General features: G+C 71.8%; 25 protein-coding genes and 1 pseudogene. 17 read left to right on the top strand and 9 right to left on the bottom strand.

Features of this window, described 5'->3' with window-relative positions:
* Positions 1–143 precede the first annotated feature (143 nt).
* Positions 144–1,343, top strand: a complete 1,200-nt coding sequence (locus ACIWQI_RS09755) for an ROK family protein (RefSeq protein WP_396657015.1) — start codon at positions 144–146, stop codon at positions 1,341–1,343.
* On the opposite strand, the gene ACIWQI_RS09750 is transcribed toward ACIWQI_RS09755, so the two are convergent.
* Positions 1,308–2,357, bottom strand: a complete 1,050-nt coding sequence (locus tag ACIWQI_RS09750; protein WP_396657014.1) for an NAD(P)-dependent alcohol dehydrogenase — start codon at positions 2,355–2,357, stop codon at positions 1,308–1,310. The two genes, ACIWQI_RS09755 and ACIWQI_RS09750, sit on opposite strands and share 36 nt — an antisense overlap.
* An 85-nt stretch (positions 2,358–2,442) precedes the next feature.
* Here ACIWQI_RS09750 and ACIWQI_RS09745 point away from each other — a divergent pair, with 85 nt between their 5' ends.
* Positions 2,443–3,288, top strand: a complete 846-nt coding sequence (locus tag ACIWQI_RS09745; RefSeq protein WP_396657013.1) for a transposase — start codon at positions 2,443–2,445, stop codon at positions 3,286–3,288.
* The gene (locus tag ACIWQI_RS09740; protein WP_396657011.1) at positions 3,285–3,887 is read left to right on the top strand and encodes a DUF1992 domain-containing protein; all 603 of its coding nucleotides are present in this window, start codon (positions 3,285–3,287) and stop codon (positions 3,885–3,887) included. The genes ACIWQI_RS09745 and ACIWQI_RS09740 overlap by 4 nt, the downstream gene beginning before the upstream one ends.
* Positions 3,888–3,908: 21 nt before the next feature.
* On the opposite strand, the gene ACIWQI_RS09735 is transcribed toward ACIWQI_RS09740, so the two are convergent.
* Both ACIWQI_RS09735 and ACIWQI_RS09730 read right to left on the bottom strand, forming a co-directional pair.
* Positions 3,909–4,127: a hypothetical protein gene (locus ACIWQI_RS09735; protein WP_396657009.1), complete on the bottom strand. Its 219-nt coding sequence runs from the start codon at positions 4,125–4,127 to the stop codon at positions 3,909–3,911.
* Positions 4,128–4,172: 45 nt separating this feature from the next.
* Positions 4,173–5,402: a trans-sulfuration enzyme family protein gene (locus ACIWQI_RS09730; protein ID WP_396657008.1), complete on the bottom strand. Its 1,230-nt coding sequence runs from the start codon at positions 5,400–5,402 to the stop codon at positions 4,173–4,175.
* 113 nt (positions 5,403–5,515) lie between these two features.
* On the opposite strand from ACIWQI_RS09730, the gene ACIWQI_RS09725 reads away from it, so the two are divergent.
* On the top strand, positions 5,516–6,016 hold the full coding sequence (locus ACIWQI_RS09725) for an Lrp/AsnC family transcriptional regulator (protein WP_396657006.1): 501 nt from the start codon (positions 5,516–5,518) through the stop codon (positions 6,014–6,016).
* Positions 6,017–6,138: 122 nt separating this feature from the next.
* Positions 6,139–7,671, top strand: a complete 1,533-nt coding sequence (putP, locus tag ACIWQI_RS09720) for a sodium/proline symporter PutP (protein ID WP_396657005.1) — start codon at positions 6,139–6,141, stop codon at positions 7,669–7,671.
* 40 nt (positions 7,672–7,711) lie between these two features.
* Here the strand turns inward: putP and ACIWQI_RS09715 are convergent, their stop codons facing one another.
* Entirely contained in the window at positions 7,712–9,388 is a 1,677-nt protein-coding gene (locus ACIWQI_RS09715; RefSeq protein ID WP_396657004.1) for an aminotransferase class V-fold PLP-dependent enzyme, read from the bottom strand.
* A 37-nt stretch (positions 9,389–9,425) separates the two neighbouring features.
* Between ACIWQI_RS09715 and ACIWQI_RS09710 the strand changes: the two genes are divergently transcribed.
* Positions 9,426–10,091, top strand: a complete 666-nt coding sequence (locus ACIWQI_RS09710) for a DUF6624 domain-containing protein (protein ID WP_396657003.1) — start codon at positions 9,426–9,428, stop codon at positions 10,089–10,091.
* Positions 10,092–10,097: 6 nt separating this feature from the next.
* Here the strand turns inward: ACIWQI_RS09710 and ACIWQI_RS09705 are convergent, their stop codons facing one another.
* Positions 10,098–10,592 carry a hypothetical protein gene (locus ACIWQI_RS09705; RefSeq protein ID WP_396657001.1) on the bottom strand — a complete coding sequence of 165 codons (495 nt, stop codon included), beginning with the start codon at positions 10,590–10,592 and terminating at the stop codon, positions 10,098–10,100.
* A 134-nt stretch (positions 10,593–10,726) separates the two neighbouring features.
* Between ACIWQI_RS09705 and ACIWQI_RS09700 the strand changes: the two genes are divergently transcribed.
* The 3 genes from ACIWQI_RS09700 to ACIWQI_RS09690 are packed head-to-tail and all read left to right on the top strand — an operon-like array spanning position 10,727 to position 13,119.
* The gene (locus tag ACIWQI_RS09700) at positions 10,727–11,359 is read left to right on the top strand and encodes a TetR/AcrR family transcriptional regulator (protein ID WP_396656999.1); all 633 of its coding nucleotides are present in this window, start codon (positions 10,727–10,729) and stop codon (positions 11,357–11,359) included.
* A gap of 18 nt (positions 11,360–11,377) precedes the next feature.
* Positions 11,378–12,298: an ABC transporter ATP-binding protein gene (locus tag ACIWQI_RS09695; RefSeq protein WP_396656997.1), complete on the top strand. Its 921-nt coding sequence runs from the start codon at positions 11,378–11,380 to the stop codon at positions 12,296–12,298.
* Positions 12,295–13,119, top strand: a complete 825-nt coding sequence (locus ACIWQI_RS09690) for an ABC transporter permease subunit (protein ID WP_396656996.1) — start codon at positions 12,295–12,297, stop codon at positions 13,117–13,119. Before ACIWQI_RS09695 ends, ACIWQI_RS09690 begins: the two co-directional genes overlap by 4 nt.
* 7 nt (positions 13,120–13,126) lie before the next feature.
* Here ACIWQI_RS09690 and ACIWQI_RS09685 read toward each other — a convergent pair whose 3' ends face one another.
* Together ACIWQI_RS09685 and ACIWQI_RS09680 are read right to left on the bottom strand one after the other, a co-directional pair.
* Positions 13,127–13,543: a PRC-barrel domain-containing protein gene (locus tag ACIWQI_RS09685; protein ID WP_396656994.1), complete on the bottom strand. Its 417-nt coding sequence runs from the start codon at positions 13,541–13,543 to the stop codon at positions 13,127–13,129.
* 92 nt (positions 13,544–13,635) lie between these two features.
* The gene (locus ACIWQI_RS09680) at positions 13,636–15,246 is read right to left on the bottom strand and encodes an MFS transporter (protein WP_396656992.1); all 1,611 of its coding nucleotides are present in this window, start codon (positions 15,244–15,246) and stop codon (positions 13,636–13,638) included.
* A 95-nt stretch (positions 15,247–15,341) separates the two neighbouring features.
* Here ACIWQI_RS09680 and ACIWQI_RS09675 point away from each other — a divergent pair, with 95 nt between their 5' ends.
* The 8 genes and pseudogenes from ACIWQI_RS09675 (at position 15,342) to ACIWQI_RS09640 (ending at position 24,148) form a co-directional block, all read left to right on the top strand.
* Positions 15,342–15,917: a TetR/AcrR family transcriptional regulator gene (locus ACIWQI_RS09675; protein WP_396656990.1), complete on the top strand. Its 576-nt coding sequence runs from the start codon at positions 15,342–15,344 to the stop codon at positions 15,915–15,917.
* A gap of 87 nt (positions 15,918–16,004) precedes the next feature.
* Complete coding sequence (locus ACIWQI_RS09670; RefSeq protein WP_396656988.1) at positions 16,005–17,429, top strand: amidase; 1,425 nt, start codon at positions 16,005–16,007, stop codon at positions 17,427–17,429.
* A 4-nt stretch (positions 17,430–17,433) separates the two neighbouring features.
* Positions 17,434–18,315 (top strand): branched-chain amino acid ABC transporter permease, encoded by an 882-nt coding sequence (locus tag ACIWQI_RS09665; RefSeq protein ID WP_396656986.1) that lies wholly within the window; start codon positions 17,434–17,436, stop codon positions 18,313–18,315.
* Complete coding sequence (locus ACIWQI_RS09660) at positions 18,285–19,511, top strand: ABC transporter substrate-binding protein (protein ID WP_396656985.1); 1,227 nt, start codon at positions 18,285–18,287, stop codon at positions 19,509–19,511. Before ACIWQI_RS09665 ends, ACIWQI_RS09660 begins: the two co-directional genes overlap by 31 nt.
* Positions 19,511–21,211 (top strand): ATP-binding cassette domain-containing protein, encoded by a 1,701-nt coding sequence (locus tag ACIWQI_RS09655; protein WP_396656984.1) that lies wholly within the window; start codon positions 19,511–19,513, stop codon positions 21,209–21,211. Before ACIWQI_RS09660 ends, ACIWQI_RS09655 begins: the two co-directional genes overlap by 1 nt.
* Positions 21,208–21,894, top strand: a complete 687-nt coding sequence (locus ACIWQI_RS09650) for an ABC transporter ATP-binding protein (protein WP_396656983.1) — start codon at positions 21,208–21,210, stop codon at positions 21,892–21,894. Before ACIWQI_RS09655 ends, ACIWQI_RS09650 begins: the two co-directional genes overlap by 4 nt.
* Before the next feature lie 132 nt (positions 21,895–22,026).
* Positions 22,027–22,481: pseudogene (locus ACIWQI_RS09645) on the top strand (SRPBCC family protein).
* A gap of 104 nt (positions 22,482–22,585) precedes the next feature.
* Positions 22,586–24,148 (top strand): alpha/beta hydrolase, encoded by a 1,563-nt coding sequence (locus ACIWQI_RS09640; protein WP_396656982.1) that lies wholly within the window; start codon positions 22,586–22,588, stop codon positions 24,146–24,148.
* On the opposite strand, the gene ACIWQI_RS09635 is transcribed toward ACIWQI_RS09640, so the two are convergent.
* Positions 24,079–24,621: an ASCH domain-containing protein gene (locus tag ACIWQI_RS09635; RefSeq protein ID WP_396657165.1), complete on the bottom strand. Its 543-nt coding sequence runs from the start codon at positions 24,619–24,621 to the stop codon at positions 24,079–24,081. The two genes, ACIWQI_RS09640 and ACIWQI_RS09635, sit on opposite strands and share 70 nt — an antisense overlap.
* Before the next feature lie 109 nt (positions 24,622–24,730).
* On the bottom strand, positions 24,731–25,841 hold a 1,111-nt coding region (locus tag ACIWQI_RS09630; protein ID WP_396656981.1), incomplete at its 5' end, for a hypothetical protein.

Below are 25,841 nucleotides of genomic sequence, written 5' to 3'. Positions count from 1 at the left end.
ACCTCTGTTCCTCTGGTCGGTACGAAAGTTTCGACACCGGAATCGAAAGTGATCTGGACAGCCTCAGACTAGGACGGACCGGATTCGTGGTCAATAGCAACAAATAACCGACACATCACGATCTGCTCGGTATCGTGATGCGGGTGAGCGACGCGAACGGACAGGTCGAAGGCGTGCGGCAGCGCAACCTCGCGCGCGTGCTGCGCCTGGCGCACGTGGACGGACCGGTCTCCCGCGCCGCCCTCACCGAGACGACGGGGCTGAACCGCTCGACCATCGCCGATCTCGTGGGTGAGCTGGGCGGTCTCGGGCTCATCGAGGAGCGCGCGCCCGCCGCCGTGAAGCGCGTGGGCAGGCCGTCGCCGATCGTCGCCGCCCGCGGGGACGTGGTGGCCATCGCGGTCAACCCCGAAGTGGATGCCGTCACGATCGCCGCGGTCGGACTCGACCGCTCCATCCCCGTGCGCGAACGCGTCGACATGGATCACCTCGTCCGCCCGGACGAGACCGTCCGCATCATCGCCGATCGCCTCACCGCGTGGCGCGCCGGGGTCCTCGCCGATGCCCGCGTCGTCGCGATCGGCGTCGCCGTGCCCGGCCTCGTGCGCGCGTCGGACGGTCTCGTGCGCAACACTCCGCACCTCGGCTGGGTCGACGTGCCGCTGCGCGACGACATCGCCTGGGCGACCGGTCTGCCGGTGGCCGTCGACAACGACGCGACGCTGGGCGTCCTCGCCGAGCACCTGTTCGGGGCGGCGCGCGACGTCGACCATGTCGTCTACCTCAACGGGGGCGCCAGCGGCATCGGGGGCGGGCTGATCGTGCACGGGATGCCGGTGGCCGGCGCCGCCGGCTACGCCGGGGAGTTCGGGCAGAACCGCGTCGCCGCGGGCGCAGACGGTCGCACCGACCGCGCTGTGCTCGAGGACGAGGTCAGCCGCGCCCGGCTGCTGGACGCGGTGGGGCTCGCCTCGGCCGATGAGCCGACCCTCGCGGCGGTGCTCGCCGAGAGCACGCGCCCGGTGGTCGCCGCGGAGGTCGAGCGGCAGCGCCGCATCCTCACGACCGCCCTCGCCAACGCCGTCAACGTGCTGAACCCCGCGGTGGTGGTGCTGGGCGGCTTCCTCGCGACGATCGCCGAGCGCGACATCCCTGGTCTGGAGGATGCCGTCCGCGCCCAGGCGATGCCCGCCAACGGCGAGGACCTCACCATCCGCACCGCCGTGCTCGCCGAGGACCGCCTGCTCGTCGGCGCGGCCGAGGCGGCCTTCGCCGACCTGCTGCGCGATCCGCTCGCGTTCCTGGCGTCAGCGCCCGTGCGGAGTCACGACAGCGCGCCCTGAGATCTCTCCGGCCTCGAGCCGTCGATAAGCCTCGAGCGCGTCGTCCATCGCGAAATACTCGACATCCGGCGCGATCTTGCCCGCACGGTACAGCGCCGCCACCTCGTGCAGCTCCTCGATGGTTCCCCAGTAGGTGCTCGTGAGGTCGACCTCGTACGGCGCCGCGAAGAAGCTCCACTCGTAGACGCCGCCCGCGATGCCGACGATCGTGACCCGGCCCTGGCGCGCGACGACGCCCATCGCGAGCGCGATCGTCGGCGCCACTCCGACGAAGTCGAACACCGCGGTCACCCCCTGGCCGCCGGTCAGCTCGCGGATGCGCTCGGCCTGACCGTCGCCGCCGGGCACCGTCACCGCCCCGAACTCCTCGGCGCGGGCCATCGCCTCGGCCTTCATGTCGGTGGCGATCACCGTCGCGCCGGTGAGCGCGCCGAGGATCTGCACCGCCACCAGCCCGAGCCCGCCCAGGCCGATCACCAGCGCGCTCTTGCCCCCGCCGGCCAGCTTCGGCAGCGACAGCTTGATGGCGTGATACGGGGTCAGCCCGGCGTCCGAGAGGGGCGCTGCGGCGAACGGGTCGGCGTCGCCGAGCGGCACCAGGTTGCGGGCCGGCACCGTCATGTATTCGGCCATGCCGCCGTCGCGCCCGAGGCCGGCGGCCAGGTAAGGCATGTCGGCCACGTTGTAGCAGTAGGTGTCCTGGCCGCGCGAGCACGCGGGGCAGCGCCCGCACCCGATCGGCCCGTAGACCAGATAGGCGTCGCCCTTGGCGAGCCCCGTCACGCCCTCACCGAGCTCTTCGACCCAGCCGGAGTTCTCGTGGCCGAGGACGTAGCTGGGCTTCAGCTGCGGCGGCGCGCTGGCCTCGTCGAAGTCGTGGTAGACGGCCACGTCGGAGTGGCAGGCACCCGCTCCGGCGACCTTCAGGAGCACCTCCCCCGGACCTGGTCTCGGCCGGTCGCGGTCGATGAGGACGGGCGGCGTCCGCAACTGCTCGAAGACCACTGCGCGCATGATTCCTCCTGGGTGTCGCGTCGTCTGCCTCGACGCTAGCCCTGCGCGGACCTGTTCGGCAGGGGGTCGTTGCACAATGGAGGCGATGGCAGATCCCACGCTGGAGGAAGTCGCGGCCGAGCTGTACGCCCTGCCGCTGGACGCGTTCACGCGCGAGCGGAACGCCCGCGCCAAGTCCGTCGCGGCAGCCGCGCTGGGCGACGGCATCCGATCCCTGCGCAAGCCGTCGCTTGCCGCGTGGGTCGTCGACCTGCTCGCGCGCGAAGCGCGGACCGACCTCGAACAGGCGCTCGAACTGGGCGCGGCGCTGCGCGAAGCGCAGGAGGAGCTGGATGCCCAGACCCTCTCCGAGCTGACCAAGCAGCGTCGTGCGCTCGTGGCCGGTCTGGCCCGGCGCGCCGCATCGCTCGCCGATGAACGCGGGGTCGCGGTCAGTCCGGCGGCCCTCACCGACGTGGACAAGACGCTCAACGCGGCGATGCGGGATGCCGCGGCGGCGGCCGCCGTGCTGACCGGCCGGCTGGTGCGCCCGCTCGACATCGCCGGCTTCGACGGCGCCGACCTGGACGGCGCCGTCGCGGGCGACCTGCCCGAGACCGCCCCGGAGCCGCCACGCGACGACCTGGCGCAGCGGCGCGCCCGCAAGGCCGCCGAGCGCGCCGCGCGCGAAGCCGCGCAGAACGCCGGCGCCGCCGACCGCGAACTGCGCGCCGCCGAGGCGGCGCTGGAGCGGGCGCGCGACCACGCCGATCGTCTGCGGGAGCGCATCGACGGTCTCCGTGCCGAGCTCAGCCGGATCGAGGAGGATGCCGAGCGGGCCGACGCCGCCGTCATCGAGGCCGACCGGACGCGGGATGCCGCGGCCCGGCGTGCCGCGCAGGCCCGGCGTCAGGCCGACGTCGCGGCGGCGGCTGCGGAAGAGGCGGGATGAGCCGGCGCCCGCCCCAGGAAGACCCGCGCGAGGCCGCTGCGCGCTATCGCCTCGAGAAAGAGGCACGCGAGCGCGGGGACGACTCCGAGGAGGTCGCACCCGAGCGGCTGCCGCAGGCATCCGCCCCTCGGAACCCGACGGCGCTCGACCGTGCGGCGTACGTCGAGACGGCGATCCAGCAGGCGATCCGCCGCGGCGACTTCGACGACCTGCCCGGTGCCGGAAAGCCCCTGCCGGACCTCGGCGGCACCCACGACCCGGACTGGTGGATCCGCCGCAAGATCGAGACCGAGCAGCTGCGCGGACTGGGCCCGCCCGCGATCATGCTGCGCGTCGAGGACGCCGAGCTCGACGACCGGCTCGACGCGATGGCCCGCGAGGAGGACGTGCGCGAGGAGCTGGAGGACTTCAACCGCCGCGTGATCGAGGCGCGCCGGCAGCTGCTGGGCGGCCCCCCGGTGGTCACGCCGACGCGCGACGTGGACGCGGAGGTCGCGGCCTGGCGGCAGCGGCGCGAGGAACGGCGGGCCGCCGAGCGCGCGCAGCGGGAGGCCGAGGAGGCGGCGCGCACCACTGGCCGCCGCCGGCGGCGACGCTGACGGCCGCGCAGGGGGCGTGGGTCAGAGCGCTTCGATGCGCTCGCGCAGGGTGGCGACCTTGTCGGCCGGGATCTGGGCTCCGGCCAGCTGCAGCAGCTGGTTCACGGGCATCCCCTTCACGAACTCGAGCATCGGGTGCTCGGGCAGCTCGGGGACGACCTCGTCGAGGATGGCCCGGGACTCTGGGTCGTCGAGGAGATCCTGCAGGGTCGTGGTCTCGAGGTCGAATCGTCCGGCCATGTGCGCTCCTTCGCGGGTGGACGACAGCCTACGCGCCCGGGGGACTCAGGCGTGAACGGCGTCCTCGGAGAGCGCCCCGGTCACGCGGGCGGCGGCGCCCAGCGCCCGGTCGAGGTCGGCGATGAGGTCGTCGGCGTCCTCCAGCCCGATCGACAGTCGCAGCACATCGGCCGAAGGACGCGCCTCCGGCGGCACCGGACGATGGGTCAGAGCCGCGGGGTGCTGGATGAGCGAGTCGACGCCGCCGAGCGACACCGCGTGGGTGAAGATCTCGACGGCCGAGGTCACGGCGCTCGCGGCCGCGAAGCCGCCGACCAGCGACACGGCGATCATCGCTCCGGGGCCCTGCTGCTGCCGGCCGAGGATGCCGCGCGGGTCGCCGTCGAGCCCCGGGTAGTGGACCTCGCGCACGGCGGGGTGATCCGACAGCCAGCGCGCGATGCGCTGCGCGTTCGCCTGCTGGGCGCGCATGCGAGTGGGCAGGGTGGCAAGGCCGCGGTGCAGCAGGTACGCGGCGAGCGGGTGCAGGATGCCGCCGGTGATCGCCCGCACCTGGCGCAGCCTGGTGGCGGTCTCCTCGTCGCACGCGATGACGCCGGCGAGGACGTCGCCGTGCCCGCCGAGGTACTTCGTCGCGCTGTGCAGCGACATGCGCGCGCCGAGATCGAGCGGGTTCTGCAGGACCGGGGTCGCGAATGTGTTGTCCACGAGCACGGGGACATCGCCGGCCTGCGCCACCACCGCGGCGATGTCGACGAGCTGCAGAGTCGGGTTCGCGGGGGTCTCGATCATCACGAGAGCGGTGTCGGGCCGGATGTGACCGGCCACCTCGTCCTCGTCGCAGAAGGTGGTCTCGACGCCGAGCAGCCCGGAGTCGAGCAGATGGTCGGTGCCGCCGTACAGCGGTCGCACCGCGATGATGTGGCGCTTTCCGGGCGTGCCCTGCGCACCGGCGCAGTGCGAGAGGACGGCAGCCGTCGTCGCCGCCATGCCGGACGAGAACGCCACCGCCGTCGCGGCGTGCTCGAGCTCGGCGAGCGCGCGCTCGAACCGTGCGACCGTCGGATTCCACAGCCGCGCGTACACCATGCCGCCCTCGGCCAGCGGGTGGCCGCCCGTCGCCAGCGACTCGTAGGCGTCCCCGCCGTGCTCGATGTCGGGGAGCGGATAGGTCGACGACAGGTCGAGCGGCGGCGCGTGCACCCCCAGCGCGGTGAGGTCTTCGCGGCCGCTGTGGACCGCAATCGTGTCGGGGCGCAGAGGACGGTCGGACATACGGCCAGGTTGCCGGATCACGCAAGGAATAGCGAGAGGAGCTGCGCTGAGCACAGGCGAGAGCCTGTTGCGTAACATGTTCAGCAGCATTCCGTGCCGGGAGGAGGCATCCCTTGTCGAATCCGCAACCGACCGCGCGGGCGTCCGCGCCCCTCGACGCCCTCGACCGGGCGATCCTCGCCGCGATCGTCGACCACCCCGACCTCACGACGAAGGCGCTCGCCCGGCGCGTGGGCGCCGCCGAGTCCACCTGCGCCTACCGCCTGCGCGCGCTGCGGCAGCGCGGCGTCGTGTCACCCGGGCCGCCGCTGCTCGACCTCGCCGCGCTGGGCAGGCCCCTGCAGGCCGTGATCCGGGTGCGCATGGGCGGCCACACCCAGCAGGGAGTCGACACGGTCTTCGACGCGCTCGAGACGACTCCGGGCGTGCTGCAGGTGTTCCACGTCTCGGGCGGCGACGACTTCCTCGTGCACGTCGCCGTGGCCGACGCCGGCGCCCTGCGCGACATCGTGCTCGAGCACATCACCGTGCACCCGGCGGTGCGCTCGACCGAGACGCAGATCGTGTTCGAACAGCGCTCCGGAGCCGGAGTGCTGCCCGACCTGCGCGGCTGAGCGCCCCGGGCCCTCGCCCGCAGAGGGCCTGGTTCTCGGCGCGATGCACTGGCAGGATGGGGGCCCATCAGCGAGCGGGACGATCTCCCACAGAACGAGACATACGAAACGGAAGGACGATGATGTCCGCGGAACTGCTCACCTTCCTCGCCCTGGCCCTGTATCTGATCGCGATGCTCGTGATCGGCTACATCGCGTACCGACGCACCACCGACACCGAGGACTACATGCTCGGGGGCAGGAACCTGCCGCCGTGGGTCGCGGCGCTCAGCGCCGGCGCGTCCGACATGTCGGGGTGGCTCGTGATGGGCCTTCCCGGGGCGATCTACCTCGCCGGACTCATCGAGGCGTGGATCGCGATCGGCCTCACGATCGGCGCCTACCTGAACTGGCTGCTGGTGGCGCCGCGCCTGCGCGCCTACACCGAGGTGTCGCGCAACTCGATCACCGTGCCGAGCTTCTTCGAGAACCGGCTGCGCGACAGCACCCACCTCCTGCGCATCCTCGCCGGCATCGTCATCCTCGTGTTCTTCACGCTCTACATCTCCTCCGGCATGGTCGCCGGCGGCTTCTTCTTCGAGAGCTCGTTCAACTCGGACTACATCCTGGGCATGACGATCGTCGGCGGCGTCACCCTGCTGTACACCCTGTTCGGCGGGTTCCTGGGCGCCTCGTTCACCGACGTCGTGCAGGGCATCATGATGCTGCTCGCCCTCATCGTCGTCCCGGTCGCGGCGGTGATCACCATCGGCGGGTTCGGCGAGATGGGCGCGGCGATCGACGAGCTCGCCCCCGGACACCTCTCCCTCATCGGAGGAACCGCGCTCACCGGCGGGACGATCCTCGCCATCATCTCCGCGCTGGCGTGGGGTCTGGGCTACTTCGGCCAGCCGCACATCATCGTGCGCTTCATGGCGCTGCGCAGCCCCCGTGAGGCCAAGTCCGCCCGCCGCATCGGCATGACCTGGATGATCATCTCGCTGTTCGGCGCGGTCTTCTCGGGACTGGTCGGCATCGCCTACATGGCCAGCCAGGGGATCGACCTGACCAACGCAGAGACGGTCGTGCTGGTGATGGCGCAGACGCTGCTGAACCCGTTCGTGGCGGGCCTCGTCCTCGCGGCCGTGCTCGCGGCGATCATGAGCACGATCTCCAGCCAGCTGATCGTGTGCTCGTCCGCGCTCATCGAAGACCTGTACAAGGTTGTGCGCAAGACGCCGCCCAGCGACAAGCACGTGCTGATGCTGGGCCGGCTCGCCGTGCTCGTCATCGCGGTCATCGCCGTGATCCTCGCGCTCGTGCCGGACGACACGGTCCTCGGGCTCGTCTCGTTCGCGTGGGCCGGCTTCGGCGCCGCATTCGGGCCGCTGGTGCTGCTGAGCCTGTTCTGGCGACGGTTCACCAACTGGGGCGCGCTGGCCGGGATGCTCGTCGGCGCGGTCGGGGTCTTCGTCTGGGATGTCGTGTGGCCGGAGATGTACGAACTGCTCCCCGCCTTCATCTGCGCGATGGTCGTCGCGGTGGTCGTGAGCCTTCTCACCTACCACCCGGACTCGGAGAAGCAGCAGGAGATCCACAAGGAGTTCGCCGACACCGGCACGCTGCTGACCGTCAACGGCGTGCGCGGCCGCCGGGCCGTGCGGCAGGTGCCCTGACCGGCGCTCCCCGGCCCGGCCGGAGGCGCGTGCCTGCGGCTCAGGGCCGCAGGCACACCGCCGGGAGGTCGAACCAGCGCAGGTGCTCGAAGTCCTCGCTGAGCCGCTCGTCGGCGGGAGGTCCGTCCGGCTCGGGCGGCTCGGGCAGCTCGGCGAACAGGGCCCGCGCCTGCGCCAGGTGGTCGGCGAGGATCGATTCGCCGGCGCGGTCGTCGTGGCGCGGGTATTCGAGCGTGCCGTCGGCGGCGTAGCTGAGCTGGTCCAGCCGCAGCGGCGGTTCGACGATGCCGCTCTCGTGACGCCACAGCGCCGTGTCGGGGAAGAAGCGATACTGCGGCAGCAGCTTGTGGCCGTGCTCGGCGACGAGCGTCACCGCCTCGATGATGTAATCGGCCACCTCGTCGCTGTGGAAGTAGTTGAAGCTGACCCGCACCCAGCCCGGCTTGATGCCCTCGCAGCCCCGCGTGATCTCGCGCTCGAACTCATGCGAGCGCTCCAGGTCGATGCCCAGGAGCCGATGGCCGTAGGGACCCGCGCACGAGCATCCGCCGCGCGCCTGGATGCCGAACAGGTCGTTGAGGATCGCGACCACGAGGTTGTGGTGCAGGTACCTCCCGCCCGGCCGGGCGACGACGAACGACAGGATCGAGAGCCTGTCGGCGGTGGGACTTCCCAGGATCTGGATGGCGGGATGCCGCCGCCACGCGCGGAGCGCCCGATCCAGGAATGCGCGCTCCCGGGCGCGGATCGTGTCGACGCCGACCGCCTCCTTCAGCGCGAAGACGAGACCGGCCCGGATCGACTCGACGATCGCCGGAGTGCCCGCCTCCTCGCGGTGCGCCGCATCGGCGATGTAGCGATGCTCGAGCGGGTTGACGTAGGCGACCGTGCCCCCGCCGACCGCCTCCGGGACGGAGTTCGACAGCAGCCCGCGCGCGACCACGAGCACGCCCGGGGTCCCGGGACCGCCGATGAACTTGTGCGGCGACAGGAAGACGGCATCCTTGTCCGACGCGTCGATGTCGAGGTACGGGCCGGCGGCGGCGTAGTCCCAGAACGCGAGCGCGCCGTGCGCGTGCAGCAGCTCGGTGATCCGCACCGTGTCGGTGAGGATGCCGGTGACGTTGCTCGCCGCGCTGAACGAGCCGATCTTCAGCGGCCGGGCGGCGTGGCGCTCCAGCTGCGCGGTGAGCGCGAAGACGTCGACATGACCGTCGGCGTCTTCGGGGATCGTGATGACGTCGGCGATGGACTCGCGCCAGGGCAGCTCGTTGCTGTGGTGCTCGTAGGGGCCGACGAAGACGACCGGGCGGCGCTCCCGGGGGATCTGCGCCGACAGCGCGTACTCGCGGTCGAGGTCGGCGGGGATGCGCAGCCCGAGGATGCCGATGAGCTTGTTGATCGCCCCGGTCGAGCCGCTGCCGGCGAAGATCACCACGGTGTCGTCGGTGCCCTTGACCGCGCGGTGGATGATGGCGCGCGCATCCTCGCGCAGCCGCGTGGTCTGCAGCCCCGTGCCGCTGGATTCGGAGTGCGTGTTCGCATACCGCGGCAGCACCTCGTCGCGCACGAAGTCCTCGAGGAAGGTCAGCGCGCGACCGCTCGCCGTGTAATCGGCGTACGTGACGCGGCGCGGGCCGAACGGGCCGTGCATCAGCTGATCGTCGCCGATGACGGCCGCGCGGATGCGTGCCAGCAGGGGCGGTTCGTCCTGCATGGCACGACAGGATACGCCTCCGGTACCATCGCCTGCCATGGGTGGGCGCGCGCGTGGCCTCGCGGCGGCGTCGGTGCTCGCCGTCCTGCTGGGCGGGTGCGCCGTGGATGCCGGCACGGCGCCGTCGCCGTCGCCGTCGAGCGTCGCGCCCGCGGCATCCCCCTCTGCCGGTGCCGACTGCCCTCCGGTGCGCCCGCCGACGCCCGGCACCTCATTCGATCAGGACCTGCACGACGAGCTGATGGCGATGCTCGAGCGCGACCAGGCCGGTCGTCTGGGCACCGGTCAGGACGACGAGGGCGATCAGGCGCGCACCGACCGCCTCATGGAGATCATCGTCGTGCACGGCTGGCCGACCTTCGCGCTGGTCGGCGAGGATGCGGAGGATGCCGCGTGGGCGATCGCCCAGCATTCCGATCTGGATGCCGCCGCCCAGCGCTGCGCCCTCGAGCACCTGCGCGCGGCGGTCGAGGCGGAGCAGGCCTCGCCGGGCAATCTCGCCTATCTCGAAGACCGCGTGCACGCCGGCGCGGGCGAGCCGCAGCGGTACGGCACCCAGGTCGCCTGCGCCGACACCGGCCCCGAACCGGCCACACCCCTGGTCGATCCCGCCCGGATCGACCAGTTCCGGGCGTCCGCGGGCCTCCCGCCGTTCGAGGACTATCTCGCCGAGATGGCCCAGATCTGCGCGGAGGTGTCGTAGACCGGCTCAGAAGGCCTGCTGGAGCGCCGCTTCGTGGATCGAGCGGGAGGTGATCTCCTCCCAGGGCAGTGCCGCGTCGCCCGCGACGCCCGGACGGGCGGTCACCGCCTCCATGATGCGGTCGCGGAGCAGCTCGCCGCCCTCGCAGCCGGTCACATCGAGCACGACGACGTCCACGTACCTGCCGCGGGTGCGCTCCAGCTCGGCGTGCGTGCGACTGGCGGACTGGGCCGCCGCGCCCAGGCACGCCCCCGAGGGCAGCGAGCCGCGCTGCACGTAGACGACGATCACATGGACGATGCCCGACCACGATTTCGCGTACTGGTGCGCGTCGCGGCAGGCCTGACGCAGCTGCCGTTTGGCCGCAGGCCGCGACGGGGCGTCGCGCAGGTCGACGCCCCACACGAGTGCGCGCGGCGAGGCGGATGCCGGGGCCTGCTGCGCGGCGAGCAGGTTCAGCACGGTGAGCTCGTCGCCGCGGACGATGAAGGGGGCGTTCAACGCAAATCGCCTTCCGTTCCGGGTTCTGTCCCATTCGAAGACAGGCGTCGATACTACGCCCGCCGGAGCGGGTGCGGCGCCGACACGCGCCGTTCCGGTGGACGAGTCCTGAACAAGCGGTTAGTATCCTGTACATGCGTTCAGCATCGGATGCCGGCGACCTCACGATGCGCGCTCGCATCCGCGACGCGGCCGTCGAGATCTTCGCCGAGAGCGGCTTCGATCGAGCCACTGTGCGTGCGATCGCCGCCCGCGCCGGGGCCAGCCCCGCCCTGGTGCTGCACCACTTCGGATCGAAGGCGGCTCTGCGCCGAGCGTGCGACGAGCATGTGGTCTCGAGCCTGCTCGCGGATCGGACCGCGGCCGCCGAGCCCGGCACGGGAATGGCCGCCGTCTTCGCGAAGCTGCAGGACGACCGCCCGCGGCTGGACTACCTGGCCCGGCTTCTGGCCGAGCCCGGTGACCTGGGTGCGAAGACCTTCGATGCGCTGCTTGCGCACACCCGCGCCTTCATCCGCGACATCGCCGAGAAGGACCCCTCTCGCTTCAGCGATCCGGACGCCACCGCGCTGCTGCTGACCGCCTACGGCCTGGCACCCCTGGTGCTGCAGAGCCACCTCGCCCGCAACCTCGGAGCCGACCCGCTCTCCCCCGAGGGTGCCGGCCGGCTGGCCGTGCCCGGTCTGGAGCTGCTGACGCACGGCGTCTACCCCGACGACAGTCTGCTGACCGCCGCGAAGGCGGCCCTCGCCGGCGGCGAGGAATGAGGGAAGGACGGGCTCTGCATGGACCTCGCGATTCGAACCCGAGCGCTGCGGAAGCGCTACGGCCGGCATACGGCTCTCCACGGCCTCGACCTGAACGTGGCCCCGGGCTCGGTGTTCGGGCTGATCGGGCCCAACGGCGCCGGAAAGACCACGACTCTCCGGATGCTGCTGGACATCATCCGGCCCACCTCCGGCGAGGTCACCGTCCTCGGCGAATCACCGCGCTCCGGCGGGCCCGCCCTGCGGCGCCGCATCGGCTACCTGCCGGGCGAGCTGAGGCTCGGCGGACGGATCACCGGACGCGCGCTCCTGCGTCAGCTGGCCGAGATCAGCGGCGCGGTCCCTGCGGGCGCGATCGACGGGCTCGCCGAGCGGCTCGCCCTGGACCTGGCCCGTCCGGTCCGGGCGCTGTCGAAGGGGAACCGGCAGAAGCTCGGTCTCGTGCAGGCGTTCATGCACCGGCCGGCGCTGCTCGTGCTCGATGAGCCCACCAGCGGCCTCGATCCGCTGATGCAGCGCGAGTTCCTGGCGATGGTGCGGGAGGCGCGGGATGCCGGGCAGACCGTGCTGCTGAGCTCGCACGTCCTGAGTGAGATCCAGCAGGCCGCGGACGACGTCGCGGTGCTCGCGGACGGCCGCATCGTCGCCGAGGGCACGATCGACGCGCTGCGGCTGGCGAGCGTGCGTCGCATCCGCGCCGCGCTCACCGACACCACGGCCGAAGCGGTGACCGCCGCGATGTCGCCCGTCGACGGCCTGGACGACCTCACCGTCGAGGCGGCGGGCGACCTCGTCCGGGTCTCGGCGACGGCGCGCGGCGAGATCGACCCCGTCATCCGCGCGATCGGCACGGGCACGATCCGCGATCTCACCGTCGAAGAACCGGATCTCGAGGAATCCGTGCTCGCCCTGTACGCACGGCAGGAGGACCTGGCATGACCACGATCGCGCGCTCTGGCCGGACATCCGCACCGCTGCCCGTGTTCCGGCGGCGGGTCTTCGACGGCTGGCGCGGCCTGGCGGGCTGGGCGATCGGCTGCGCCGCGGTCGCCCTCCTCTACCTGCCGCTGTACCCCGCCATGAAGAGCCCCGAACTGCTCGCCGTGCTGGACTCGCTCCCGCCGGAACTGGTGCGAACGCTGGGCTACGACGACATCACCTCGGGCGCGGGATACACCCAGGCCACCTTCTTCGGGCTCATCGGCTTCGCGCTCATCACCATCGCCGCGATCAGCTGGGGGGCAGCGGCCATCGGCGGCGCGGAGGAATCCGGCCGGCTCGAGCTCGTCCTCTCGCACGCCGTGGGACGCACGCGCTACGGGCTGGAGAGCGCGCTGGCCATCGTCGTCAAGCTGCTCGTGCTGGGAGGGGTCGTCTGGATCGTGATCTGGATGCTCAACGAGCCGGCCGAGCTGGAACTGGATGCGGTCGATCTGCTGGCGGTCACCGTCGCCTGGGTGGGGCTCGGCGCCATCATCGCCGTGGTCGCCCTCGCCGCAGGCGCGCTCACCGGCAGGCGCGCGTGGGGCATCGGCGCGGGCGCGGTCGTCGCGGTCGGCGGCTACGTGCTGCAGGCCGTGGCCAACAACAGCGAGCAGCTCGACGGGCTGCGTGCGCTCTCGCCCTACCACTGGGCGTACGGGCACAGTCCGCTGGCGAACGGGTTCGACGGCCTGGGACTGGCGCTGCTGTGGGGCGGGGCCGCGGTGTTCACGCTCATCGCCGTCATCGCACTGCGACGGCGCGATGTCCTCGGCTGAGATCGCCTCAGCCATAGTAGGGGTAGCGCGGGTAGGCGTAGCCGGGCGACCAGAACGGCGTGTAGCCGTAGTAGCCGTACACGCTCTCCCCATAGTCGCGCTCGTTGACCAGGCTCGGATCGTACGCGGGTGCGCCGACCAGTCGCCCGCGGGGCTGGCCGATGTGCACCTCGCCGTCGCCGACGCCGGTGACGGCGTCCACGGGGAGGAAGGACTTGTGCTCGCCGAGCCCGAGGAAGCCCCCCGAGGCGACGACGAGGAAGCGCACCCTGTTCTCGGCCTCATCGATCAGCAGGTCGTCGACGGTGCCGACGTCGTCGCCCGCCGCGTCCTTCACGTCATAGCCGCGGATGTCCTCGTCCGCGGTCGAGACCGCCCGGTCGCTGTCGCCCAGCGCGACCAGCCCATACGTCGTGTCGCTCATGTCAGCACGCCCCCTTCTGCAGCCGTTCTGCCGGTCACGCTACGTGCGACCGGAAAATGCAGGGAGGGGCTGGCGATCGCGGGTGCGGTCGCTCATACTGAGCGCTGCGAGCCGGGCACCTCCTCAGACTCCGCCCTGACAGGCCGGCCGAGCGGGATGGTGGTCAGCAGGCCGATCACCAGCGCGACGACGGCGAGCCAGGCCGAGACCGCGACGCCCTGGGTGAGCGCGTCGCGCGCGGCGTCTGCGATGAAGGCGGTCGCCGGGTCGGCGGCGAGCTGCGAGATCAGCGCGCCCGCCGAGTCGGTGACGGCACGGGCGAGTTCGGCGATCTGGGGGTCGGCCGCCACCTGATCGCTCAGGCGCGCCTCCGTACCCACCCGCAGCGTCGTGAACAGCGCGGTGCCGAGGATGGCGATGCCGAGTGCCGAGCCGACCTGTCGGGCGGTCGACTGCGTGGACGAGGCCTGCCCGGACTTGTCCACCGGGATGTCGGCGAGGATGAGCTGGGTCAGCTGCGCCGTCGCGAAGCCGACGCCCATCCCGTAGAAGAACAGCGGGATGCCGGTGACCCAGAGCGACGAGTCCGGTCGGATCAGCAGCGCCATCGCCGCGAGCGAGACGATCTCCAGCAGCACGCCCATGCGGACCATCTGCACCGGGGTCATCCGCTGCGACAGCCGGTGCACCGATCCGCTGGCCAGGAACGAGCCCACCGCCAGGGGCAGGAGGGCGAGCCCGGCCTGCAGGGCGTCCATTCCGAGGGCGTACTGGAACCACAGCGGCAGCGCGAGGATCAGCCCGAACTCGCCGAGCGAGACCGTGAGCGCCGTGACGTTGCCGTTGGCGAACGTGCGCACGCGGAAGAGGGACACGTCCAGCAGGACGGATCGGCCCGCTGCGCCGCGCGACCGTTCGCGCAGGACGAGCAGCCCCAGGACGATCACGGCCAGCGCGAACAGGATCGGGATGATGCTGAAGCCGCCGAGGCTCACCGGCGCCGAATCGGTGGCCTCCCACCAGCCGTAGGCGCGACCCTCGATCAGCGCGAAGACGAGCATCCCGAAGCCGAGGACCGAGGCCGCCGCGCCGATCCAGTCGGTGAACCGTCCCGAGTCGCGCCGGCGCGACTCGGCGACGCACACGAGCACGCCCGCAGCGGCGAGCAGGCCGAATGGGAGGTTGATCCAGAACGCCCAGTGCCATGAGAATGCACTCGTGAGCCAGCCGCCCAGCACCGGCCCCACGGCTGCCATCGACCCGATCGTGGCTCCCCACACGGCGAACGCGATGCTGCGCTCGCCGCCGCGGAAGGTGGCGTTCAGCAGCGCCAGGGTGGTGGGCAGGATCATCGATCCGCCGACGCCCTGCAGTGCACGGGCGGCGATCAGCAGGGTGCCGTTCGGTGCGAAGGCGCACAGGATGCTGGCGGCCACGAACAGCGCGAGGCCGATGATGAGCAGGCGGCGCCGGCCGATGCGATCGCTCGTGGTCCCCCACACCATCAGGAATGCGGCGAAGACCAGGGTGTAGACCTCCTGGACCCACTGCACCTCTGTCGTGGTCAGGCCCAGCGACGAGATCATGCTCGGCGTCGCGACCGAGACGATCGTCGCGTCCATGATGATGAGGGCGACGCTGAGCGAGATGGCGGCGAGGCCCCACCAGCGCAGGCGCTGGAACCGGCTGTCTTCCTGGATCACGAGAGCACACGCTACTCTCCGACGGTGCGTCGGCAAAACTCCGCCTCCTCGCGTCCGGTGATATGGTGTCTGCTCACTCTCAAGGGAGTAGCCCGATGCTCCGTAGCGATGCGCAGCAGAACCGCCTGCTGCTGCTGGACGCCGCGTGCGACCTGATCGCCGAGGCCGGAACCGACGACATCAGCGCGCGCGACATCGCCGACCGCGCCGGTGTCAGTTCGGCGACCCTCTATCGGCACTTTCCGAGCAAGCAGGCGCTCATCGACGCGATCTCGGTCGATCGCTGGGAGCGGATGAGCCAGTGGGCCCGCAGTTCGCGCGGCGCCCGGTCGCCGATCCGCCACATCACCACGGTGCTCGACCGCTTCTCGCGGCTGGTCAGCGACGACGCCCAGTTCATCCAGGCCGCGGGGCTGAAGGTCGGTCAGACGCCCGCGGCGATCCGGCCCGTGCGCGAGGTCTTCGACGCGCGCTTCGACGAGCTGTGGCGGAGCGCGCAGGCGGCAGGAGCAGTGCAGCGCTGGGCCGATCCCCGCGATGCCGTGGAACTGGTCGGATCGATCCGCAGCAAGGAACGCCGCGCGCCGATGCTCGCCACGGTCGTCGGCGGATTCGTGGCGCCGCAGGTGGACGTCCATCACCTGCTGCGCGGCACCCCGCAGCCGTTCTGAGCGCCTCGCACCGGGATCTGCGACAGATCCGCGCGGGTCGTCTCACTTCGCACGCACCGCGCGACGCGAATTCGCATGATCGAACTCGTGTCGAACGATGATGCTCACCCCCTGGACCTGGGAATCCGCCGCCTGTCGCAGCGGCTGCGCGACGGCAGCCTGACCGCACGCGAGCTGGCCACGCTCGCCTTCGAGCGGATCGAGGCGCGCAACGGCGGGGAGCCCGACTTCGATGGCAGCCCCGACGCGATCAACGCCTGGGTGCGCCTCGACCCCGAGGCGGCGATGGCGGCGGCGGATGCCGCGGACCGGCGCATCGCCGCGGGCGACCCATCGCTGCTGGCCGGCATCCCGGTCGGCCTCAAGGACCTCTTCGCCGTGGCGGGAAAGCCCCTGACCGCATCGAGCCGGCTCCGGGCGAACGAGACCGCGACCGCGGACAGCGCCGTCTGGGCGGCACTGTCCCAGGCGGGCGCCGTGTACCTGGGGCACACGCACACCCACGAGTTCGCCGCCGGCGGCACGACCGATCAGGTGGGCAACCCCTGGAACCTCGCGCACAGCCCGGGCGGATCCAGCGGAGGGTCCGGCGCCGCGGTGGCGGCCGGCATGGTCCCGCTGACGGTGGGCACCGACACCGCCGGTTCGCTGCGGATCCCCGCGGCCCTCGTCGGCGTGTCCTCGTTCAAGGCCACGTACGGCCGGGTCCCCACGGACGGCGTCATCCCGCTGTCCGCGACGCTCGACCACACCGGCCCGATCGCCCGGACGCTCGACGACTGCGCAGTGGCCCTCGAGGTCCTCAGCGCCGCGCCCCGTGCCCGCGACCCCTTCGGCGTGGGCTCGCGTCCCGGCATCCCAGCCCCGGCGCCGGCGGACCTGCGGGGCGTGAGGGTGGCCGTCACCGACCGCCCCGACCTCGTCGACGTCGAACCGGACGTGCGCGACGGGCTCGAGCAGGCCGTCGCCGCCCTGTGGGAGCTGGGCGCGACGGTGGTCACCGTCGAGGCGCCCCCGGACCTCGCCAAGGCCGACTACGACACGATCTTCCTCGCCGAAGCCCGGACGTACCACGCGCAGTACGCGGACCGCGCGGACGAGTATCGCCCGAGCGTGCGGGAATTCCTCGCGCACGAGGTTCCCCCGATGGGCGTGGACGCGTACCTCGCAGCGCAGGAGCGCCGCCTGGCCGTCACCGCGGCATGGCAGCGGTGGTTCACCGACAACGGCATCGCGGCGCTCGTGGAGCCGACGGCCGCGTCGACCGCTCCGCTGCGCGGGCACGGCTACGACGCCGGCCGCCCGATGGGCGGCACCGATCCGCTCACCGCGTTCACCGCGACCTGGAATGTCACCGGGTTCCCGGTCGCGGCGCTCCCGGCGGGCATCGGCTCCCGCACGGGCCTGCCCGTCGGCGTCTCGGTCATCGGCCCGGGCGAGACCGACGCCGAGACCCTGGCCATCGCCTTGGCGCTGCAGGACCGGCTGCCCGTCCCCGAGCTCGCGTGGTGAGCTGATGGAGCCGTTCGTCCTGTTCGCGCTGTCGGTGTTCACCGCCTTCGGCTTCTACGCCCTGCTCGCGTGGGGTCTGGGTCTGATCTTCGGCCAGCTGGGCGTGGTGAACGTCGCACACGGCGACATGGCGATGGTGGGCGCCTACCTCATGGTCGTGCTGCAGCCGGTGCCGTTCGCGCTGCGGCTGTTCGTGAGCGTGATCGGCGGCATCATCCTCGGCATCCTCATCGAACGGCTGCTGCTGAACCGCCTGTATCAGCACGGCATGCTCGCCACCCTGCTGGCGATGTGGGGCGCCGGCATCGTGCTGCGGCAGACCGCCGAGGCGATCTTCGGCCCGACGCCGGCCTCGGTCGCCGCCCCCATCACCGGGACCGTGGAGATCCTCGGGGTCGACTACCCGGTCTACCGTCTCGTCAGCGCCACGGTGTCGCTGCTGATCGTCGCGGCTCTGGTGATCGTCATGTACCGCACGAGCCTGGGTCTGCGCCTGCGGGCGTCGATCGACAACCGCTCCATGGCCGCCGGGTTCGGGATCCCCACCGGCGCCATGGTCACCGGCACCTTCGCCGTCGGCACCGCCCTGGCCGTGCTCGCCGGCGCCCTGCAGAGCCCGATGCTGGGCATCACCCCGCACGTGGGGGTCTCGCTGCTGGCGCCGACGTTCTTCGCCGTGCTCCTGGGCCGCCCGGGCAGCATCGGCGGGCCGATCTTCGGCGCGTTCGTGGTCGCGGTCCTCGAGATCGGGCTGCGCACCGTCCTTCCCGAGACCGCCGCCGGCGTCATCTTCTTCATCGCACTCATCGCACTGATCGCCCTGCAGCCGCAGGGCCCGAACTGGAGGTTCACAGCATGGAAACCGCTCCAACGACGCGCCGCCTGAGCCGGCGTCGCGCATCCGCCGCGCTCGGGGCTCTCGCCGCGATCACCCTCGCGCTGACCGCCTGCGGCGGCGGCTCGTTCGCGGGCGAAGACGCCGACCAGGGCGCCGAGGACCGCGCCTTCCGGCTCGGCCTGGTCGCCCCCACCACCGGCGTCGCCTCGCTCGAGGGCAACTCGCTGGTCGCCGGGGCCACGCTGGCCGTCGAGGCCGTCAACGCCGCCGGCGGGGTGCTCGGCCACCCCATCGAGCTGACCGTCGCAGACGACAAGTCGGATGCCGCGACCTCGACGCAGGTCACGCAGCAGCTGATCCGCCAGAACGACGTGGACTACGTGCTCGGCACGATCGCCGGCGACACCTCCGTCGCGGCGGGCTCGGTGGCCGCGGAGGCGGGCGTGCCGTTCTCGACCGTCGTGAACGGCACCGTCGAGTTCTGCAGCCCGCACTTCTGGCCGTTCGGCGCGAGCGAGCGCATGATGGTCGAGGATGTCATCCCGCTGATGATCGAGGAGTACGGCCCGCGGGTCGGACTGGTCGGCAACGACTACATCTTCCCGCACACGTACCACTCGGTCGCCACCGAGATCATCGCCGAGAACGGCGGCGAGGTCGTCGCCGAGGAGTACAGCCAGCTGGGCACCGCCGACTGGCAGCCGGTGATCGGCAAGCTCGAGCAGGCCGATCCGGACTGGATCCTCACCGCCGTGGTCGGCGGCGACGCCGTCTCGTTCATGACCCAGGCCGACCAGTTCGGTCTGATCGACGAGCGCGGCATCACCGGCACGACGTCGCAGCAGGAGTTCTACGGCGCACTGGGCACGATCCTGGAGGGTCGCACGACGGCGCTGCAGTACTCCGACCAGACGCCGGGCGCCGACAACGAGGCGTTCGTCGCCGCCTACCGCGAGGCCTACGGCGACACCGGCTCGATCTCCGCGATCGCCGCGACCGCGTACGAGGCGGTGCGCTTCATCGCCGCCGCCGTCGAGGCCGCGGGCAGCTACGACGCCGACGCGATCAGCGAGCAGATGTCGACCATCCGCCTGGACGGCCTGCTGGGCAACCTCGGCTTCCGCGAGGACAACCACTACGTCGTCAGCGATATGGTGCTGGTCCGCATCGACGAGGGCGGCGTGTACACGACGCTCGAGGTGCTCGACCCGATCGACGACACGACGGCGCGCTCCTGCTCGTGATGACCGCCGTCGAACCGCGCGTGCGGCTGCGGCGAGCCCTCGGGTTCGCCGCAGCCGTGGTGCTGCTCGGGCTCGCCCCGTTCGCCCTCCCGCCGTATCCGCTCGCGCTGCTGACCCTCGCGCTGGTGTACGGGCTGTTCGCGTTCGGCCTCGACATCGCCTGGGGCCGCACCGGGATCGTGAGCATCGGCCACGCCGCGTTCTTCGGCCTCGGAGCCTATGGCTGGGCGATCGCCGCGCGGGAGGGCCTGCCCGGCGTCGTCGGCGGAGTCGCCGGCATCCTCATCGCCGTCGTGGTCGCCCTCGTGATCGGAATGGCGGGGCTGGGCCGCCGCGCTCTGCCTTCCACCATGGCGATCCTCACGCTCGCGCTCACGCTGCTGTTCGAGCAGCTGGCGCGGACCTGGGCGGATGTCACCAACGGCAGCAACGGCATCGTGGTGCGCTCGCATGGACTCATCCCCGACTACTACATCACCGCCGGCTCCGTGCTGCTGATCGTCGCCGCGGTCTGGGTCTTCGTGCTCCGCGGGCGCCTCGGGCGCCGGGTGCTCGCCGTCAACCTCAACCCGGACCGCGCCGCCCACCTCGGCATCGACGTGCGCGGCACCCGGCTGACCTCGCTGATCGTCAGCGCCGCGGTCTCGGCGGCCGCAGGCGCGATCGCGGCGCCGGTGATGGGCCTGGTGTCGCCGTCGGCCGCCGGCATCCTCCTTTCCACCCAGGTGCTCGTCTGGCTGGCCGTGGGCGGTCGCGGCACGATCATCGGCGCCTTCGCAGGCGCTGTGCTGGTCACCATGGGCCAGCAGTACCTCGGCGAGGCGATCGGGTCGTGGTATCTGCTCGTGCTCGGCGTGATCTTCCTCATCGTCGTGCGGTTCGCACCCGGGGGACTGGTCGGCCTCGTGCGCCGCGTGTTCCGCCGGCCCGCCCACCGCACCGCCGCCCAGGATGCGCGCCTGCCCGCCCCGGCGCCGCGGCGGGCTGCACCCGCGCGCAGCGACGTCGCGCTGCGGGCCACCGACATCCGCAAGTCGTTCGGCGCGACCGCGGTGCTCGAGGGCGTGGATCTCGTCGTCCCCACCGGCGAGGTGCTCTGCCTCATCGGCCCCAACGGGGCGGGCAAGACGACCCTGCTGAACATCGTCGCCGCAGACGTGTCGGCAAGCGGCGGCAGCGTCGCGATCTTCGACGCCGACGCGAGCCGCTGGCGCATCCACCGCCGCGCCCTCGCCGGCATGGGAAAGGTCTTCCAGATCCCGAGTGTGTTCACCGAGCTCTCCCCCGCCGACAACCTCCGGCTCGCGCGCAGCGAGGCGCTCGAAGCGCGGCCGCTGCCCGAGGCGCTGGCACGCTTCGAGACCGACGACGCACGGTCCGCCGCGGCGCTGCCGCTGGCCGACCGGCGTTCCCTCGAGCTCGCGATGGTGCTCACCTGGGGACCGGAGATCGTGATCCTCGACGAGCCGGCGGCCGGCCTCTCGCACGAGGAGTCGGTCGCGCTGGCCCGTCTGCTGCGCCGCGTCGCCACCGAGACCGGCGCGACGATGGTGATCGTCGAGCACGACATGGACATCGTCCGCGAACTCGCCGACCGGGTCGTGGTCCTGGCGAACGGACGCTTCCTCGCCGAGGGCACGATGGCGGAGATCGCCGCCCGCGACGACGTGCAGGATGCCTACCTGGGAGCGGTGAAATGATCGAGGCGCACGCGCTCGACGCCGGCTACGACGGCGTCCCGGTCGTCACCGGCCTGGACCTCACCATCGCCCCGGGCGAAGTGACGGCCCTCCTCGGTCGCAACGGCATGGGCAAGACCACCACCATGCGCACCCTCGCCGGCCAGCTTCCCGCGATCGGCGGCGAGCTGAGGCTCGGAGGGCGGGCGCTGCGGTCCGGCCGCGCCGACCTCGCGGCCCGGGCGGGCCTGTCCTTCCTGCCTGACGACCGGGGCGTCTTCCCGCGCCTCACCGTCTCCGAGAACCTCGCGCTCGCCCGTCGGCGAGGCTACGAGCCTCCCGTCGATGTGACGGCGCTGTTCCCGGTCATCCGGGAGCGCCGGCACGTCGACGCCGGCGACCTCTCGGGCGGGCAGAAGCAGCAGCTCGGGCTCGCACGCGCGATGCTCGCCGGCGAGAAGGCGATCCTGGTCGACGAGTTCTCGCAGGGGCTGCAGCCGTCGCTCGTGCGTGACGTGCTCGCCGCCTTCCGCGAGCTCGCCGCCGCCGGCGTCGCGGTGCTCCTGGTGGACCAGTCGCCCGATGCGCTCGTGGCCGCGGCCACCCGGGTCCTGGCGATGGAGAAGGGATCGATCGTGCTCGACGCCCCGGCCGCCGAGGTGCGCGACGATCCGCAGCGCCTGCTCGACTTCCTGGTGATCTGAGCCCGTCCGCCGCGACGGAGCACGCCTCGGGCGCGCGGGTTAGCGGCCCGGGCGCGAGAGGTCAACCCCTGGGCGTGGTCTGCGTCGACTGTTCACAGTGGAGGGAAAGCCCCTATGGACAAGGTGAGACAAATGGCTCAGATCATCGAACACATCGACGTCGACGCCCCGTGCGCGTCGCCTACAACCAGTGGACGCAGTTCGAGACCTTCCCCCGGTTCCTCGACGAGGTCGAGTCCGTGGTGCAGCTCGACGACCGGAACACCCGCTGGAAGGTCAACATCGCCGGCGTGGAGCGCGAGTTCGACGCCGCCATCGCCGAGCAGCACCCGGATGAGCGGGTCGCGTGGACGAGCACGGGCGGCGACACCGCCCACTCCGGAGTGGTGACCTTCCACAAGCTGAGCGACGACTCGAGCCGCGTGACGGTGCAGATCGACTGGGAGCCCGAGGGCTTCGCAGAGCAGGTCGGCAACCTCGTCGGCGCCGGCGGGCACGCGGTCCGCAAGGATCTGGAGAACTTCAAGGAGTTCATCGAGAACAGCGGCGGCGCGACCGGCGCCTGGCGCGGAGACGTCCCGGCCTGAGCGAGTGCAGCCGCAGCCTGCCGCAGGCCACCGGTTGACACCACGAGTGCGGGAGGAGTATCGAGGATCCTGGCGACGCCCGACCGTCGCACCTGGGGGTCCCTGTGGACGCAACCGCCCCGGCGCACCCCTCGGGGGTCGTCGTCAGGAACCGTCGTGCGCTGTCGACCGTCGTGACCGCCGCCGCACTGCTGGCCCTCGTCGGCTGCACGGCAGCGTCGGGTGACGATCCCGATCCCACCGGCACGGCTGTCGCCGGAATCGCCTGGACGGCGTGCGGAGACGGACTGGAGTGCGCGACGATCCCGGTGCCGCTCGATTGGGACGACCCGGACGGGCGCCAGATCGAGCTGGCGGTCATCAAGCATCTCGCGACCAAGCCGGATCAGCGCATCGGCACGATCTTCACCGATCCCGGCGGCCCCGGCGACACCGGTGTCGGACTCATCAAGGGCGCCGGCGACGACCTCGACGCCTGGGGAGACGGCCGGTTCGACTGGATCGGATGGGATCCGCGCGGCACGCATGCCAGCTCGCCCATCGACTGCTTCGAGACCTCCGCCGAGGCGGATGAGTTCTGGGCAGGCATCCGCCTTCCTTCCACCGCCGAGGAGTCGGCCGCCTTCGCCGCACACTCGAAGGAGCTGGCCCGCCGCTGCGGCGAGGTCATGGGCGATCTGCTCTCCCACGTCTCCACGATCGAGACGGTGCGCGACCTCGAGCACATGCGCGAGCTGGTCGGCGAGGACAAGATGACGTACGTCGGGCTGTCGTACGGCACGGTGATCGGCCAGGTCTACGCCAACATGTACCCCGAGCACCTGCGGGCCATGCTGCTGGACGGCCTGGTCAACATCGTCGAATACGCGACCAGCGCCGAGGTGCGCGCCGCAGACGGCGCATCGTCGGCGGACGGGGTGTTCGAGCAGTTCATCGCGACCTGCGAGGCCGCCGGGGGTGACAAGTGCGCCCTGGCGGGGCACGGCGAACCCGTCGCCGAGCGACTCGATCGCCTCTTCGAACTGGCGAAGCAGGGTCTGCCCGCCCCGAACGCCGACCCGCCGGAAGACCTCGCGTACAACGATCTCGTGATGTCGTCGTTCGCGGCGCTGCGCAACCCGTCGCTCTGGCCGGCGTGGGCGGAGCAGCTCGAAGCGGCGGTGGAGGGGGATGCCTCGACGCTGGCGACTGCGGCGGCCGCGGCGCGCACCACGGCCATGTGGACGGAGGCCACGAAGTCGTCGGCGATCTCGTGCCTCGACGCCCCTGCCGACAAGAGCGTGGACGCGTGGCCGGAGGTGATCGGCGAGTTCACCGAGAACAGCCGCATGGGCGGGGCGATCCAGGGCTGGTGGCTGTGGGCGCCGTGTGCGTCGGGATGGCCGGCGTCGGGAGACCACCCTCTGGTGGGCCCGTGGGATGTGACGACCGAGGTGCCGATCCTCCTCATCAACAACAGGTATGACCCCAACACGGGCTATGCCAGCGCCGTGGCGACGCAGGAGCTGCTCGGCAACGCCGTGCTCCTGACGAACGAGGGCTACGGGCATCCGACCTTCCAGGACCCGAGCGCGTGCGTCGACAGATGGCGGGTGCGCTACCTCGTCGACCTCGAGACACCTCCGCCGGGCACCGTGTGCACGTCGGACGTCGCCCCGTTCTCCTGAGCCGCCGGCAGGTCGTGGCGGTCGGCATGCTCGGGCGGCCAGACCACGACGAACCGTTCGAAGACGATCTCGTCGTCCTCCGACCACTCCGCGCCGCGCGCGGCCGCCGTCCGGGTCCAGTAGCGACGATGCTCGCGGCGCCAGCTCTCCAGCGTCCTGTCGTCCTCGCCTTCGGCGAACGCGAAGGCCGCGTCGGCGCTCGCGAAGGGCCCGATCCTCAGCGCGGTGCTGCGGATGACGATCCGTGGGGCACCCGACCCGTCGCATGCGATCCAGTGGGATCCGATGCGGGGCAGGTCGTCGCCGTCCGCGCGGTACGCCGCGACCAGCTCCGACGTCGCGCGCTTGGTTCCGCTGAGGACCGCGGCGAGCAGCTCGTCGGCCAGCGCGGCCGAGTCGCCGAACCTCTCCACCGTGTACTCGGGGCACGCGGCGACCGCCTCCGGGTGCGCCCTGGCGTACGCGTCCCACATCGCGGCCGCGGCGCCCCGGTCGATCGGCGGCGGATCCTCCTGGCTGGACGGGCTCACCCGCATGATCCTCGCACATCGGGCACGGCGCGCCGGCGGACGGCGCGACGCATCAGAGCTCACCGGGGCGCAGCGCGGTGTCGAAGCGAAGGCCGCTGGATCCCTCGCCCTGACCGGTGCGCTTGCGTCGGCCGATCCAGAGCGCACGTCCGCCGTCCGGGGTGCGCGCCATCTGATAGCGGCGGGTCACGATCGCCCCGTCGCGGGGGACCTCCTCCTCCGCGATCCGCAGATGGTCGGTCATCGGATCCGCGTCGGGCGCCGAGCGCAGCAGCACACCCAGCGGGTGGGTCGTGTAGCTGCCGGTGTCGGTGAGGTGGACCAGGCGCCTGCGCTCCAGCTCGATGGCCCCGGCGGGGCCGCCGGCGACGGGCACGGCGACGAACGGCACCCAGTGGTCGGCGACCGGTGACATGAGCCGGTAGATGATGGATGCGTCTGTCGGAGTCTCAGGCATCTCCTGCCGCAGCGAGATCGGCGGGGCCCCGTGGGCGCGGTCGACTGGCTCGCCGGTGAGCGGCGACTGCACCACGCGCTCGACTCCCCACACGAGGTTCGCCATCTCGTCCCGGAACAGCGAGACCTCCTCGAGCGGGTCGCTCTCCAGGACATGGGTGACCGCGGGCGGGATGACGAAGACGTCGGCGCGCGAGGACGTGTCGGCGGATGCCGTGAGCCCGAACATGCTCCAGCCGCCCGGTGTCCGTGCCGGACCGACGGGCACCGAGCGGCCGAAGGTGTCGCGCACCGTGAGCGATGCCACGCGCATCACGCTGCCCGCGGCGACATCGACCGGCAGGATGAACCAGTCGACGCCGTAGGTGAGGGCGAACTCCACCAGCGCCATCTTGACGAGGTCGGTCGGGCCGGCCTCCAGCCCGCCGAGGTAGGCGTGGGCGTCCTCGAACTCCCACAGCCGGTCGGCCGGCATGCCCGGGAACGACGCCGGGGAGGGGATCATCGCGGCAGATCGGGTCACGCCGGCGCGATCGGCCGGTGCGGCGCCAAGATCGCCTTCGACCGCGTCGAAGTCGGACCAGTCGACCCGCCCCGACGTGTACTCGGGAGCCTCGAGCACGACGCGGCCGGACGGCAGCTCGGCCTGCACGGCGAACGCGTACTCCAGGCGGTGCGGATTCCAGGCCGCGGGCACGGACTCACCG

Origin of the sequence: Microbacterium sp. (assembly GCF_044508325.1) — a bacterium.
GTDB lineage: Bacteria > Actinomycetota > Actinomycetes > Actinomycetales > Microbacteriaceae > Microbacterium.
The sequence above is the reverse complement of the archived record's forward strand: the minus strand, read 5'-3'. Positions and strand labels throughout refer to the sequence as shown.

Bases quoted from the DNA above. Each gene is read 5' to 3' on its own strand.
- ACIWQI_RS09735 (WP_396657009.1), bottom strand. From the start codon at position 4,127: ATGGCCGGACGATTCGACCTCGAGACCACGACCCTGCAGGATCTCCTC.
- ACIWQI_RS09730 (WP_396657008.1), bottom strand. From the start codon at position 5,402: ATGTCCGACCGTCCTCTGCGCCCCGACACGATTGCGGTCCACAGCGGC.
- ACIWQI_RS09665 (WP_396656986.1), top strand. From the start codon at position 17,434: ATGGAGCCGTTCGTCCTGTTCGCGCTGTCGGTGTTCACCGCCTTCGGC.
- ACIWQI_RS09715 (WP_396657004.1), bottom strand. From the start codon at position 9,388: ATGCAGGACGAACCGCCCCTGCTGGCACGCATCCGCGCGGCCGTCATC.
- ACIWQI_RS09695 (WP_396656997.1), top strand. From the start codon at position 11,378: ATGGACCTCGCGATTCGAACCCGAGCGCTGCGGAAGCGCTACGGCCGG.
- putP (WP_396657005.1), top strand. From the start codon at position 6,139: ATGTCCGCGGAACTGCTCACCTTCCTCGCCCTGGCCCTGTATCTGATC.
- ACIWQI_RS09685 (WP_396656994.1), bottom strand. From the start codon at position 13,543: ATGAGCGACACGACGTATGGGCTGGTCGCGCTGGGCGACAGCGACCGG.
- ACIWQI_RS09690 (WP_396656996.1), top strand. From the start codon at position 12,295: ATGACCACGATCGCGCGCTCTGGCCGGACATCCGCACCGCTGCCCGTG.
- ACIWQI_RS09700 (WP_396656999.1), top strand. From the start codon at position 10,727: ATGCGTTCAGCATCGGATGCCGGCGACCTCACGATGCGCGCTCGCATC.
- ACIWQI_RS09745 (WP_396657013.1), top strand. From the start codon at position 2,443: ATGGCAGATCCCACGCTGGAGGAAGTCGCGGCCGAGCTGTACGCCCTG.
- ACIWQI_RS09655 (WP_396656984.1), top strand. From the start codon at position 19,511: ATGACCGCCGTCGAACCGCGCGTGCGGCTGCGGCGAGCCCTCGGGTTC.
- ACIWQI_RS09660 (WP_396656985.1), top strand. From the start codon at position 18,285: ATGGAAACCGCTCCAACGACGCGCCGCCTGAGCCGGCGTCGCGCATCC.
- ACIWQI_RS09650 (WP_396656983.1), top strand. From the start codon at position 21,208: ATGATCGAGGCGCACGCGCTCGACGCCGGCTACGACGGCGTCCCGGTC.
- ACIWQI_RS09635 (WP_396657165.1), bottom strand. From the start codon at position 24,621: ATGTGGGACGCGTACGCCAGGGCGCACCCGGAGGCGGTCGCCGCGTGC.
- ACIWQI_RS09740 (WP_396657011.1), top strand. From the start codon at position 3,285: ATGAGCCGGCGCCCGCCCCAGGAAGACCCGCGCGAGGCCGCTGCGCGC.
- ACIWQI_RS09750 (WP_396657014.1), bottom strand. From the start codon at position 2,357: ATGCGCGCAGTGGTCTTCGAGCAGTTGCGGACGCCGCCCGTCCTCATC.
- ACIWQI_RS09710 (WP_396657003.1), top strand. From the start codon at position 9,426: ATGGGTGGGCGCGCGCGTGGCCTCGCGGCGGCGTCGGTGCTCGCCGTC.
- ACIWQI_RS09675 (WP_396656990.1), top strand. From the start codon at position 15,342: ATGCTCCGTAGCGATGCGCAGCAGAACCGCCTGCTGCTGCTGGACGCC.